General features: G+C 68.6%; 14 protein-coding genes. 3 read left to right on the forward strand and 11 right to left on the reverse strand.

Translation table 11 applies throughout. From position 1 onward, the window contains the following. The 3 genes from RHOFW104R8_RS01215 to RHOFW104R8_RS01225 form a co-directional block, all read right to left on the reverse strand. The coding region (locus RHOFW104R8_RS01215; protein ID WP_153023045.1) for a PAS domain-containing protein at positions 1 to 616 on the reverse strand (616 nt) is incomplete at its 3' end. Between the two features lie 76 nt (positions 617 to 692). Continuing rightward, a complete protein-coding gene (phoB, locus tag RHOFW104R8_RS01220; protein WP_068096741.1) occupies positions 693 to 1,382 on the reverse strand; it encodes a phosphate regulon transcriptional regulator PhoB in 690 nt (229 codons plus the stop codon). Between the two features lie 90 nt (positions 1,383 to 1,472). Continuing rightward, positions 1,473 to 3,176 (reverse strand): M48 family metalloprotease, encoded by a 1,704-nt coding sequence (locus tag RHOFW104R8_RS01225; protein ID WP_068096738.1) that lies wholly within the window; start codon positions 3,174 to 3,176, stop codon positions 1,473 to 1,475. Between the two features lie 127 nt (positions 3,177 to 3,303). Here RHOFW104R8_RS01225 and grxC point away from each other — a divergent pair, with 127 nt between their 5' ends. The 3 genes from grxC (at position 3,304) to RHOFW104R8_RS01240 (ending at position 5,155) form a co-directional block, all read left to right on the forward strand. Next, positions 3,304 to 3,567, forward strand: a complete 264-nt coding sequence (gene grxC / locus RHOFW104R8_RS01230; protein ID WP_015448214.1) for a glutaredoxin 3 — start codon at positions 3,304 to 3,306, stop codon at positions 3,565 to 3,567. Continuing rightward, positions 3,564 to 3,950, forward strand: coding sequence for a carboxymuconolactone decarboxylase family protein (locus RHOFW104R8_RS01235; protein WP_068096736.1), 387 nt, complete (start codon positions 3,564 to 3,566; stop codon positions 3,948 to 3,950). Before grxC ends, RHOFW104R8_RS01235 begins: the two co-directional genes overlap by 4 nt. Positions 3,951 to 4,141: 191 nt before the next feature. Next, positions 4,142 to 5,155: an isocitrate dehydrogenase gene (locus RHOFW104R8_RS01240; protein ID WP_068096734.1), complete on the forward strand. Its 1,014-nt coding sequence runs from the start codon at positions 4,142 to 4,144 to the stop codon at positions 5,153 to 5,155. Between the two features lie 276 nt (positions 5,156 to 5,431). Here the strand turns inward: RHOFW104R8_RS01240 and RHOFW104R8_RS01245 are convergent, their stop codons facing one another. From RHOFW104R8_RS01245 to RHOFW104R8_RS01280, 8 genes are all read right to left on the reverse strand, one after another. Next, positions 5,432 to 5,893 carry a carboxymuconolactone decarboxylase family protein gene (locus RHOFW104R8_RS01245; RefSeq protein ID WP_068096732.1) on the reverse strand — a complete coding sequence of 154 codons (462 nt, stop codon included), beginning with the start codon at positions 5,891 to 5,893 and terminating at the stop codon, positions 5,432 to 5,434. 36 nt (positions 5,894 to 5,929) lie between these two features. Continuing rightward, the gene (gene sigJ / locus RHOFW104R8_RS01250; protein WP_068096730.1) at positions 5,930 to 6,829 is read right to left on the reverse strand and encodes an RNA polymerase sigma factor SigJ; all 900 of its coding nucleotides are present in this window, start codon (positions 6,827 to 6,829) and stop codon (positions 5,930 to 5,932) included. A gap of 58 nt (positions 6,830 to 6,887) precedes the next feature. Beyond that, on the reverse strand, positions 6,888 to 7,844 hold the full coding sequence (locus RHOFW104R8_RS01255) for an aspartyl/asparaginyl beta-hydroxylase domain-containing protein (protein ID WP_068096728.1): 957 nt from the start codon (positions 7,842 to 7,844) through the stop codon (positions 6,888 to 6,890). Positions 7,845 to 7,907: 63 nt separating this feature from the next. After that, positions 7,908 to 9,014: a class I SAM-dependent methyltransferase gene (locus tag RHOFW104R8_RS01260; protein ID WP_068096724.1), complete on the reverse strand. Its 1,107-nt coding sequence runs from the start codon at positions 9,012 to 9,014 to the stop codon at positions 7,908 to 7,910. A gap of 38 nt (positions 9,015 to 9,052) precedes the next feature. Then, positions 9,053 to 9,823 (reverse strand): bifunctional hydroxymethylpyrimidine kinase/phosphomethylpyrimidine kinase, encoded by a 771-nt coding sequence (thiD, locus tag RHOFW104R8_RS01265; RefSeq protein ID WP_153021756.1) that lies wholly within the window; start codon positions 9,821 to 9,823, stop codon positions 9,053 to 9,055. Between the two features lie 32 nt (positions 9,824 to 9,855). After that, the gene (locus RHOFW104R8_RS01270) at positions 9,856 to 11,238 is read right to left on the reverse strand and encodes a PhoH family protein (RefSeq protein WP_068096721.1); all 1,383 of its coding nucleotides are present in this window, start codon (positions 11,236 to 11,238) and stop codon (positions 9,856 to 9,858) included. A 64-nt stretch (positions 11,239 to 11,302) separates the two neighbouring features. Further along, positions 11,303 to 11,764: a peroxiredoxin gene (locus RHOFW104R8_RS01275; protein ID WP_068096719.1), complete on the reverse strand. Its 462-nt coding sequence runs from the start codon at positions 11,762 to 11,764 to the stop codon at positions 11,303 to 11,305. 257 nt (positions 11,765 to 12,021) lie between these two features. After that, complete coding sequence (locus RHOFW104R8_RS01280) at positions 12,022 to 12,540, reverse strand: glycine cleavage system protein R (protein WP_068096824.1); 519 nt, start codon at positions 12,538 to 12,540, stop codon at positions 12,022 to 12,024. Between the last annotated feature and the right edge of the window lie 161 nt (positions 12,541 to 12,701).

Genomic DNA, 12,701 nt, shown 5'->3' on the forward strand with positions numbered 1-12,701 from the left:
ATTCGTGCGAGACATTGGAGACGAAATCGCGGCGGGTCTGTTCGAGCCGGTTCAGGTGGCTGACGTCGTGCGCCAGCAACAATTGCTCGTGGTCGCCGAGCGGCAGCAGGCTGAGGTTGATCTGGCTGTCCGCCTGTCCTGGCGCGCTGGCGTCGTTGAGTGGCGCGCGCGCGCCGTCGCGCAGCCAGTCGGCGAGCTCCGAGCCGGCCAGCCGCTGGGGGAGCGATACCCCGCGGTCCTGCGGGCGGCGCAGCCCGAGCAGGTTCTCGGCGGCGTGGTTGAACCAGCGGACCTGCTGCTGTTCGTCGAGCAGCACCACCGCATCGGGCAACTTGCTGACGGCGTTGCGCAGATCGCGCAGATTCGAGGCGAGGCGGCGGGATCGCGTCATGAAACGGTCATGCTGGAGGGATGTGGCGGTCGCGGATGCGTCCATCATGGTCTGATCTTGATGACGGATCCGCGTCAGCAGCAAGACGACTTCGGCGACGGCGGCCAGGGCGATTCCGGCCGCCAGGTGACCCCCGGCCAGCCAGCCCAGCAGCGCACCGCCGCCCAGGCCGGCGGCGAGCGCAGCGGGCAGTTTCCAGGCGGCAGGCGTGGCGGACGGGCTCATGCGGCGCAAGGACTCGGGGCGGCGGAGGCCCAGCATCGGCAAAAGCCGCCGCCGCCGCAAGCTGGCCCGCGCCGGCTCAGATGCTGGTCGAGAAACGGTAGCCGGTGCCGCGCACGGTCTGCACCAGTTCGTCCAGCTTCCACGGCTCCAACGTCTTGCGCAGGCGGCGGATGTGCACGTCGACGGTGCGTTCCTCCACGTACACGCTGCCGCCCCAGACGTGGTCGAGCAGCTGCGTGCGCGAGTAGACGCGCTCGGGATGGGTCATGAAGAAGTACAGCAGGCGGTATTCGGTGGGGCCGATCGGCACCGGCTCGTCGCCGGCGAAGACCCGGTGCGCCGGGCCGTCGATGCGCAGGCCGCCGAGTTCGACCACGCCGGAGCCGTCGTCGCCCTGGCTGCGCCGCAGCACGGCCTTGATCCGCGCGACCAGTTCGCGGGTCGAGAACGGCTTGACCACGTAATCGTCGACACCGGCCTCCAGCCCGTTGACGCGATCCATCTCCTCGCCGCGCGCGGTGAGCATGATGATCGGAACCTCGCGGCTCAGCTCCTCCTTGCGCAGGCGCCGGGCCAGTTCCAGGCCGCTGGTGCCGGGCAGCATCCAGTCGAGCAGGATCAGGTCGGGCACCTGTTCGGCGATCGCCATCTGGGCGGCGCGCGCGTCAGCCGCCTGCATCGCGTCCATGCCGGCCTTGCGCAGGGCAAAGGCGATCATTTCGCGGATCGAGGTCTCGTCTTCGACGATCAGGATGCGTTTGTGCACGCCGGGGTCCGCATATGTCTTGTGACCATGATATTGCAATGGATGAATGTTACGCGTCGATGACATGGGTCCGGCGTGCAGGGATCCGGGTCACCCCGGCGGCCGCACGGCGCCGTCCGGGTGGGCGCCGAGGCTGAAGCACAGCCGGCTGTCGCAGCCGCCGTCGGGCCGCAACTGCTGCTGCCGCCCGTCCGGGTTGTCTTCGGTCTTGATCTTGCGCTTGTGCAGCTCCAGCACCAGCGGGGTCAGCTCGCTGATGCGCGCCTGGATGCGCGCCCGCGCGTAGTAGTCCAGGTCGTCGCGCTTGAGCAGCCGCTTGAGCTGTTCCATCGCGTCGAACGGGCGGCCGGAGTAGTAGCTGGCATCGGCGAACGCCTCGCCCGCGCGCACGCTGTCGCCGGCCTTGTCGCTGGCGCGGGCATAGGCACTGTAGACCTCGGGCTCGCTGGCATCGTCCAGCAGCGGACGCAGCAGGTTTGCGGCGAGGCTGGCCTGCGCCTGGTCGCCGCCGGCGGTAAGCGCCTTGGCGTAGGCGAGCGCGACGGCGCGGTTGCGCGGCGACTGGGTATTGAGCTCGGTATACATCGCCAGCGCCGCGGCGTGCTGCCCGGCTTGCAGGCGGGCATCGGCCAGCGCCAGCTTCAGGATCAGGTTGTCCGGGTGGGATTGCAGCAGCGGCTGCAATTGCTCGGTCGCGGCGCCGCCGCGTCCGCCGCGGGTGAGTGCCAGGGCGTAGCCGTAGCGGTTCGCCGGCGTGTCGAAGTCGGGGCGGGACTGCAGGCTGGCGCCGTAGTAGGTGGCCAGCTTGGTCGCGTCGCCGGCCAGCACGCGCACGCGCTCGCGCATCAGGGCGTAGGTGTCGAGGCCGCCGCGCACCGACGGCCGCAGCAGGGTGGCGGGATCCTTCACGAACGCGATCGGCGCGGTGCTTTTCTCCCACTGCAGCTTGTCCATGACGGTGCCGGGCGGACGCAGCTTCTGCGCCGCGACCAGCGCGCCGGCGCGCGCCTTGGCGTCGCTGATGCGCATCGTCGTCACCGGGTGCGTCTGCAGCAGGGCCGGCACGTCCTCGCCGCCGGCGCCGGCGCTCATCACGTCCTGCATGCGCTGGAAGAAGCCGGCCATGGCGTTCGGGTCGAAGCCGGCCCTGGCCAGCGTCTGGATGCCGACGCGGTCGGCTTCGATCTCGTCCTTGCGGGTGAAGTTGATCGACTTCTGCGCGATCAGCCCCTGGCCGCCGGCCAGCACCGCCATCGGCGCGTCGCCACCATGGCCGCCGGCGCCGGCGGCGATCGCGCCCAGCAGCACCAGCGCCATCAGCGGGGCGTCCTTCTTGGAATCCTCGAACGCGCGCTGCAGGTGGTTCTGGGTGATGTGGCCGATCTCGTGGGCGATCACGCCGGCCAGCTCGCTCTCGTCGCGGGTGATCGTCATCAGCCCGGCGTTCACCGCGATGTAGCCGCCGGGCGCGGCGAACGCGTTGATCTCCTGGTCCTTGACGACGAAGAACGTGAAGTGCTCCTTCGGCTTGTCGCTGCTGGCGGCCAGCCGGTAGCCGAGGTCGTTGATGTAGTCGTCCAGCAGCGGGTCGTCCACCACCATGTCCAGGGCACGCATCTGGCGCAGCATCGAGGCGCCGTAGTCCTGCGCCTCCTGCGGCGAGATCAGCGCATTGGCCGAGCTGCCCAGGTCGGGCAGGCGCACGTTGTCCTGGGCGCCGGCGGCGCAGGCCAGCGCGGCGGTGATCAGCGCCGTCAACAGGCGCGGGATGGGGCGTCGTGGTGCCATGGTCATAGGTTGGGCGACAATAGCACTGTGACCGCGGTTCGCCGTATCGGTTCAGCCAGGGTCCGGCTGCTTGAGCCGGCAGCGGCGCGGCCCCATATCCTGGTGGTCTTTTCCCATTCAGCGGAGTGTCGTGATGTCCAAGATCGAGGTCTATTCCACCGCGGTATGCCCGTACTGCGTGGCGGCCAAGAACCTGCTCAAGTCCAAGGGGCTGGAGTGGACCGAAGTGCGCGTGGATACCGACCCGGCGCAGCGCGACGCGATGCTGGCACGCAGCGGCGGCCGCCGCACGGTGCCGCAGATCTTCATCAACGACCGGCACGTGGGCGGCTACGACGACCTGGTGGCGGCCGACCGCAGCGGCAAGCTGGGCGAACTGCTGGGGCAGGCCGCATGAGCGACCGTCTCGCCGAATTCACCGCGTTCCGCCAGCGCATGAACGAGCGCATCCTGGCCGAGGACAACCAGGTCGTGCGGCGCTTCTTCGCGCTGGACACGCAGACCTACAAGGCCGGCGCGCTGGACGTGAAGACCAAGGAGATGCTGGGCCTGGTCGCCTCGCTGGTGCTGCGCTGCGACGACTGCATCAGCTACCACGTGGCCCAGTGCAAGGACGCCGGCGTGCAGCGCGACGAATTCTTCGAGGTGTTCAGCGTGGGGCTGGTGGTGGGCGGCTCGATCGTGATCCCGCACCTGCGCCGCGCGGTGGACCTGCTCGACCAACTGGAGGCGGGCGCCGCGGGCGATGCGGCGGCCTGCGCCGACCACGCTCCCGCATAGTCGTCGCGCCAGCGCCCGGCGCGACGGCCTGCGTTTTTTTGCAATGCTGCGTGCGAGTATTTTCAACGCCTTGCGGCATGCGCGCCCTGTTCGCACCGGGGCCGATCGGCGATAATCGTCCGGTTTCGGCGCGTGCACATCCCCATGCGCACGCGCTGCCCGCAGCATTCCGTTCCAAGGAGTTCCCCCCCATGAGCAAGACGATTGCCGTGATCCCCGGCGATGGCATCGGCCCGGAGATCATGACTGCCACGCTGCGCGTGCTCGACGCGCTGGACTGCGGCCTCACCTACGATTTCGTCGATGCCGGCATGGTCGCGCTGGACAAGCACGGCGACCTGCTGCCCAAGGCCACGCTGGACAAGATCGCCGAGCACAAGGTCGCGCTGAAGGGCCCGCTGACCACGCCGATCGGCGGCGGCTTCACCTCGGTCAACGTGACCTTGCGCCGCCACTTCGACCTGTACGCGAACGTGCGCCCGGCGGTGAGTTTCCCCGGCACCAAGTCGCGTTACGAGAACATCGACATCATCACCGTGCGCGAGAACACCGAGGGCGCCTACCGCTCCGAGGGACAGACCCTGTCCGCCGACGGCGAGGTCGCCGAGTCGGTTGCCCGCAACACGCGCAAGGGCAGCAGCCGCATCGTGCGCTATGCGTTCGATCTGGCGGTGAAGAAGGGCCGCAAGAAGGTCACCGCGGTGCACAAGGCGAACATCCTGAAGACCAGCTCGGGCCTGTTCCTCAACGTGGCGCGCGAGATCGCCAGGGAATACCCGCAGATCGAGTTCAACGAGATGATCGTGGACAACACCTGCATGCAGCTGGTGATGAATCCGTACCAGTTCGACGTGATCGTCACCACCAACCTGTTCGGCGACATCCTGTCGGACCTGTGCGCCGGCCTGGTCGGCGGCCTCGGCCTGGCGCCGGGCGACAACATCGGCGAGGGCGCGGCGATCTTCGAGGCGGTGCACGGCTCGGCGCCGGACATCGCGGGCAAGGGCATCGCCAACCCGTGCGCGTTGCTGCTGGCCGCGGCCGATATGCTCGACCACCTGGACATGGTGGCCAAGGGTGACCGGTTGCGCCAGGCGATCCGCGACACCATGACCAACGACCGCGACAGCGTGACGCCGGACCTCGGCGGCAAGGGCAGCACCGCGAGTTTTGCCGACGCCATCGTCAAGCGCGTCAGCGCCTGATACCTCATCCCGGGGTTGCGCCAGAGCCGCGGTGGCGTTGCCCCGCGGCTTTCGTGTTTCTGCTGCGCCGTCGCCGCGGTCCCTGTGGAGCGGCCGTGCCCGCCGATGCCGCCTCACTACGCTCCGTGGCTTGGCGGATCAGCGAGATCCACCGGCGAGATGCCGGTGGAATCCTCGAAGCTGCCGAAGCCGGTCCAGCCGGCGGTGCAGGCGGGCGAAGCGGGCGCATCGGCCCGGTGGAATGGTGATAGAGGCGGCTGGTCGGTACGGCAGCAGTCAGCCGTGCTGGCCGACCTTGTAGCTGCCGCCGATGGTGCGCGCGGCGATGTTGAGCCGGTTGAAGCTGTTGATCACGCCGGTCAGCAAGGTCAGGTCGACCAGTGCATCTTCGTCGAAGTGCTGACGGGCCTGCGCGTAAAGCGCGTCGGAGACCGCCTCGTGCGAGGTCAGCTCGGTCAGTTCCTCGGCCCAGGCCAGGGCGATGCGCTCGCGCTCGCTGTACAGGGCGGTTTCGCGCCAGGCCGGCAGCACGAACAGGCGCTGCTCGGTCTCGCCGGCGGCGCGGGCGTCCTTGCTGTGCATGTCCATGCAGTAGGCACAGCCGTTGATCTGCGAGACGCGCATCAGCACCAGTTCGATCAGGGCCGGTTCCAGCCGGTTGGCGGCGCGGATGTTCTTGCCGAGGGCGACCAGCGGCTGCATGGTCTGATAGTGGCGTTCAAAGGCAAAACGGGACATAGGGGCTCCTTTGCGAAGACGGCCGGAAGTGGCCGTTCAATGCAAGGACGCCGGTCCCGCCGATTTCGTGACGGCCAGCAGGCGCGCCAGCTTGCCGGGGTGGCGCAACCCGTGCATCGCCGTGATGCGTTCGCCATCGCATTCGACCCAGATGACCGAGCTCAGCGTGCCGCCGGCCCACATCAACAACGCCGGTGCGCCGTTGAGGGTGACCAATTCGTAGCGCGGTTCATAGAGGTGGATATTGTTGGCGATCTGCAGGTACAGGCGGGCCAGCCGTTCCGCGCCGTATAGCGGTCGCAGGGTGGCGCGGACCACGCCGCCGCCGTCGCTGATCTGGATCGCATCCTCGGCGAACAGCGCACGCAGCGCCTCCATGCTGGGCTGCGCCATGGCGGCCACGAAGCGCTCGAGCATGCGCCGTTGTGCCATGGCATCCACGCTGAAGCGCGGGCGTCCTTCGCGCAGGCGCGCCTTGGCCCGGTGCACGCGCTGGCGGCAAGCATTCTCGGCAATGCCCAGGATCGCGGCGGCCTCGGCGTGGCTGTAGTCGAATACCTCGTGCAGCAGGAAGGCGGCGCGTTCCTCCGCACTCAGCCGCTCCAGCAACAGCAGGAAGGAGAGGGTAAGGCTTTCGGCGCGTTCCAGTTGCGTCCCGGGTTGGTCCGCGTCCCCGGCCAGCGGCTCGGGCAGCCATGGACCGGGGTAGTGCGCGCGTTCGGTCCTGGCGCGGCGCAAGCGGTCCAGGGCGATGCGCGTGGTCACCGTGACCAGCCACGCCTCCGGATCGTCCAGCGCGTCGGTGTCCTGTGCGTGCCAGCGCAGCCAGGCATCGTGCAGCACGTCCTCGGCGTCGCCGGGCGTGCCGAGCATGCGGTAGGCCAGACCGAACAGGCGCTGGCGGTGTTGCTGGAACAGGGCGGTTTGCGGGTCCATGGAACGCTCCGGGGGGATGGCCCAGCCAGGACGCGTTGCTGCCGCGAAACGTGACCGCTCAGCGGAAGATCGGCCAGGGCGCCAGGAAGACCAGCCAGATCAGCAGCAGGATGCCGGCGTACTTTCCGGCCTTGTACAGCTTCTTGTGCCGGCTCTTGAACGCGGCCTTCCACGCATGCGCGGCGCCCTTGCGGCGCTGGCTGAGCGCGTACAGGCGGTTCACGAAACCGGTCTTCTCCGTTTCGCCTTCGGTGTTCGGCGAGGCGGTGATGCGCCCCATGAACGCGCCGACCCGGTGGTTGATCGCGCTCATCCAGCGCGTGCGCAGCGGGCGCTCGACGTCGGCGAACAGGATCACCCGGGTCTGTTCGGTGGTGTTCTCGGCCCAGTGCACGTAGGTCTCGTCGAACACCACGTCCTTGCCGTCGCCCCAGGCATGCTCCTCGCCGTCGACGAAGATGCGGCAGCCCCGCGAGTTCGGCGTGATCAGGCCCAGGTGGTAGCGCAGCGAGCCGGCGAACGGGTCGCGGTGCGGGTTGAGCTTGCTGCCCGGCGGCAGCAGCGCGAACATCGCCGCCTTCACGCTGGGAATCGAATTCAGCAGGGCTACCGTCTGCGGGCACAGCGCCTCCGCCGAGGCCAGCGGCTCGCCGTACCACTTCAGGTAGAAGCGCTTCCAGCCCTGCTTGAAGAAGCTGTTGAAGCTGGCGTCGTTGTTCTTCGCGGCGGCGCGGATGTAGCCCTCGTCGAACAGGTGCGTCGCCTCGTCGCGGATCGCCTGCCAGTTCGCCTGCAGCAGGTCCAGCTGCGGGAAGCCGCGGCGGTCGAGGATGGGCCGGGCCGGTACCGCCGAGAACGCGTACATCAGCAGGTTGTACGGCGCGAACACCGCCGAGTGGTCGACCAGCTGGCGGTCGAAGCGCAGCCGCACGCGGCCGCGCAGGTGCACCAGCAGCACGCACAGCGCGAAGAAGGCGAACAGGGCCAGCAGGACGAGGCGCGGGGTGAGGATCATGATCGGTGCGGGCAACCGTGGAATGACTGTCGGTCAGGCATTCTACTCGCTTGGCCGCCGCCGCTATCGCGCCGCGGCCGCGGCCTTCACCTGCTGTTGCCGGGTCAGCTCGACGTGCCGCTGCGGGCTGACCGGTTCGAACACGGGCATGGTCACCGTGCCCTTGTGGCGCAGCACGGCGATCATGTTGGCGGCGGGGTAGCGGCCGGTGGCGAGGGCGGCCGAATCCAGCGCCTGCAGGCGGTCGATCCAGTCGCGGTCGCCGGCCTGCTGCGGGTCGAAGTTGAAGCCGATCCGCCGCTCGACGAACGGCATGATGGCGCCGCCGAAACTGAAGAACAGCTCGAAATCGAACTCCGCCAGCAGGCAGCCCACGATGTCCTGCGCACGCACGCCCTCGTTCGAATAGGCGGCGTGGTTGATCGGGCGGTAACGCTCCGATGCCGTATTGAAATGGCGGTCGTGGCGCCGGCCGGGCGGCAGGGTCGCCCACGCTTCCTGCACCACGCGTTCCACGTCCGGCCACAGCTGGTGGCCGTTGCGTCCGACGATGTCGGAGCTGAGCAGCACGCCCTGCGCCGCCAGCGAGCGGCGCAGCGAGCGGCAGAACGTCTCCAGCTCGGTGACGTGGTGGAAGAACTGGTTGACGATGATCGCGTCCTGCCCGGGCAGGTCGAACGGCAAGTTGCAGTCGCGCACCTCGAACGCCATCGCCGCGGCGACGCCGCGTTCCTGCGCCATGGCCTCGGCCCGGCGCAACAGGGCGCGGTTGAAGTCGAGGCAGATGATCCGCGCCGCGATGCCGTCGGCCTGCAGCCGGGCGGCCAGCTCGATCTCCATGCCGCAGGCGCCGGTGCCCACGCTGAGCACGCGCACGGGCCGGCGCTCGCCGGCCGCGCGGCGGCGCACGTGGTCGAGGAAGAAGCCCTCCGGCGAACCGATGCCGAGCCGCTGCGCATCAGGCGCCAGGAAGCGCCTCGACCAGTAGTCGAAGATCGGCGGCAGCGTTTCGCCCTGGTATTGCGGGGTGGCGCTGAACGCGATGCGTTCGGCCAGGGCGAGCAACCGGCGGCGGGCCGGCGCCGGTAGCGAGCGCGCCAGCAGGGCGATGGTGCGCTTGGCCGGCAGCCGGTGGCGGTAGGCAAAGTCTTTCAGCTGACGGGATAGCATCGTCGGGGGTAGCTCGGGTGGCGGAGCAGGCGGAGGGTTCAGTGCCGCAGCACGTGGACGCCGCCGCCCCCGGGCTGGTAGCTGCGCCGCAAGGCACGATCCACGTAGGCTACCGCACGACGCACGGCCGAGCGTGGCGGACGGCCCTGCGCGAGTTCGGCAGCGATCGCCGCGGCCAGCGTGCAGCCGGTGCCGTGGCCCTCCAGCGGCAGCCGCGGGTGACGCAGTTCCAGCACGCCGCGCACGTCGTAGTAGCGGTCCACCACCTCGTCGCCGCCTGCATGGCCGCCCTTGAGCAGCACGCTGGCGGCACCGAGCCCGAGCAGGGCCGCGCCGGCGGCATCGCACTCGGCCGGGGTCCGGATCGGGCGGCCGAGCAGCGCCTCGGCCTCGGGCAGGTTTGGGGTGAGCACGTCGGCCAGCGGGATCAGTTCGCCGGCCAGGATGTCGACGGCCTGCTCGTCCAGCAGGCGGACGCCGCTGGTGGCGATCATTACCGGGTCGACCACCAGCCACGCCGGCTTGCGTGCGGCCATCTCGCGCGCCACCAGCCGGGCGACCGCAGCGCTGCCCAGCATGCCGGTCTTCACGGCGGCAACCGGAAAATCGTCGAACACGGCGGCGAGCTGGCTGCGCACGTGGGCCAGCGGCACCGCATGTACGGCGTCGACGCCGCGGGTGTTCTGCGAGGTGATCGCGGTGATCACGGAAAGCCCGTGCACGCCATGGGCATGGAAGGTTTTCAGATCCGCCTGGATGCCCGCGCCACCGCCGGAGTCGGAGCCGGCGATGGTGAGGGCGCAGGGCACGGGCGCCGGTTCGGCGCCTTTCCGCGTTCCGGTCAAAGCGCCTCCGCCGCGAAATCCGCCAGTCGCGAACGTTCGCCGCGACGCAGGGTGACGTGCGCCGAATGCTCCCAGTTCTTGAAGCGGTCGACCGCGTAGGTGAGGCCCGAAGTGGTCTCGGTGAGGTAGGGCGTGTCGATCTGCTCGACGTTGCCGAGGCAGACGATCTTGGTGCCGGGGCCGGCGCGGGTGATCAGCGTCTTCATCTGCTTCGGGGTGAGGTTCTGCGCCTCATCGATGATCAGGTAGCGGTTCAGGAAGGTGCGCCCGCGCATGAAGTTGAGCGAGCGGATCTTGATGCGCGAGGCGAGCAGGTCGTTGGTGGCCTGGCGGCCCCAGCTGCCGCCGTCCTCGGGGTTGGCGAGCACCTCGAGGTTGTCGGTGAGGGCGCCCATCCAGGGCGTCATCTTCTCTTCCTCGGTGCCGGGCAGGAAGCCGATGTCCTCGCCGACGGAGACGGTGGCGCGGGTCATGATGATCTCGCGGTAGCGCTGCTGGTCCATCACCTGGGCCAGGCCGGCGGCCAGCGCGAGCAGGGTCTTGCCGGTGCCGGCGTTGCCGAGCAGGGTGACGAAGTCGATGTCCGGATCCATCAGCGCGTTGAGCGCGAAGTTCTGCTCGCGGTTGCGCGCGCCGATGCCCCACACGTGGTGGTTGGCGTGCGAGTGGTCGTCCAGCAGCACCAGCGTGGCGCTGACTTCGTCGAGGTGCAGCACGCGCAGCTCGATCGCGTTCTCGCCGGGCAGGTACAGGCATTCGTTCGGGTACCAGGTTTCCTCGCCGCGCCGCTTCACCTCGTAGAACGTGCGGCCGCGCTCGGTCCACGAACGCACCTCCGGATGCAGCTCCCAGAAATCCTCCGGCAAGGCGGTCGAGCCGGTGTAGAGCAGGGAGAAATCGTCCAGCGCGCGGTCGTTCTCGTAATCCTCGGCGACCAGCCCGTTGATGCTGGCCTTGATCCTGAGGTTGATGTCCTTGGTGACCAGGATGACGTCGCGGCCGGGACTCTGGTCGCGCAGCTCGATCACCGCCGCCAGGATCTGGTTGTCCGCCTTGGCATGGCCGTTGCTGCTGGTGCGGTGCTGGAAATACAGCCGGCCGACCGAGGTGCCGCGCTTGAGCTTGACGCCCTGCGGGTTGCTCAGTTCCAGGCCGTCGGCGAGGTCGTGCTGCTTGCCGCGCTCGATCAGTTCGTTGAGGAAGCGGCTGGCCTGGCGGCCGTTGCGCGAGACCTCCGAGGCACCTTTCTTCTTTTCGTCCAGCTCCTCCAGTACGGTCATCGGGATAAAGACGTCGTGTTCCTCGAAGCGGAACAGCGAGGTCGGGTCATGCAGCAGGACGTTGGTGTCGAGAGCGTAGATGCGCTTGCTTCCGGTCATGCGGAAGTGTCCTCGCTGGTGGGTGGAGGGAGCATGCAGGCGGTTGCCATGGATGGGGTGACGGTCAACGGGCGGGAATGGCGTCGAGCACGGCCTGGGCGTGTCCGGGCACCTTCACGCCGCGCCATTCGCGCGCCAGCTTGCCGTCGGGGTCGATCAGGAAGGTGCTGCGCACGATGCCCATGTGGCGCTTGCCGTACAGCACCTTCTCGTGGATCACGTCGAACGCGCGGCACCAGGTCTCGTCGGGATCGGATACCAGCGGGAACGGCAGTTCCTGCTTCGCGGCGAAGTTGGCGTGCGATTTCCGCGAATCGCGCGACACGCCGACGATCTGCGCGTGGCGCTTGCGGAAGGCGGGGTAGAGATCGCGGAAATCCTTCGCCTCGCTGGTGCAACCGGGGGTGCTGTCCTTCGGGTAGAAATACACCACGATCCACTGGCCCTTGAGGCTGGCGAGCCCGAGTTCGCCGTCGTCGCCGGTGGCGCCCGTCAGCGGGGGCAGTTTCTTGCCGATATCAGGCATGGAGAGTCCTGCACGGCGATGCCGTGCCGCGATGGAAGATGGAAAGGGAGCTGAGCGGGGCGTCCCGGGCCGGAGAAGCGACGGCGAGGCCGGCGAAGCGCCTTGATGCGCCCGTGGCGATCGGCGTGAATCGACGCGCTGGTTGCAATGCAACGTCCCTCTGGCGGTACTCGGCTACAGACTAGCGCGGGCGAGGCGGCGCAGGACAGTCCTTGTCAGGAACGCGCGATCGCGCGATGCTCGAAAGACTGCTGCGCTCAGAACTTGACCGGGTCCATGATCGCGTCGAGGTTCAGCCCGTCGCACAGTTCCAGGAAGTCGTCGCGCAGCGCGGCGATGTGGATTTCCGCCGGAATGCCGATGGTGAACTGGGCCTGGAACATGTCCGCCCCGGTCTGCATCGCCTGGTAGCGGGTCGAGTTCAGCTGTTCCACGCTGATGCCGTGCTGGCTGAAGAATTCCACGATGCGTGCCACGATGCCGGGCCGGTCGGCGGCCACCACTTCCACCAGGTAGGGCAGCAGGTGCGAACTGTTCGCGCGCGGACTGGTGCGGTAATGCACCAGCCGCAGGCTCTCGTCCCGGGCCAGCTTGGTCAGCGCGGTTTCCAGCTTGGCCAGCGCGTCCCAGGCGCCGCTGGCCAGCAGCATCAGCGAGGTCTCGGTGCCGATCGTGGATACGCGCGATTCGGAAAGGTTGCAGCCGGCGTCGGCGATCCGCTTGGCCAGCGCCAGCAGTGGCGACTTGCCTGCCGTGGTAAGCGCCTGGATCAGCAACTGGTTGTCGTTGCCCGAGCGCGGTGGGACGGTGGAGGATTTCAAGAGGGCAGGCCTGTGGGCGACGGTCGTCCGCACGATGCGGAAGCGTGAGACTACACCGGTCGAGCTTACTTGCCCGCCTCGCGAGGCGGCAAGTAACATGCGAGTCTTGCCTTGTA

This window comes from Rhodanobacter sp. FW104-R8 (assembly GCF_001617365.1).
Classification (GTDB): Bacteria; Pseudomonadota; Gammaproteobacteria; order Xanthomonadales; family Rhodanobacteraceae; genus Rhodanobacter.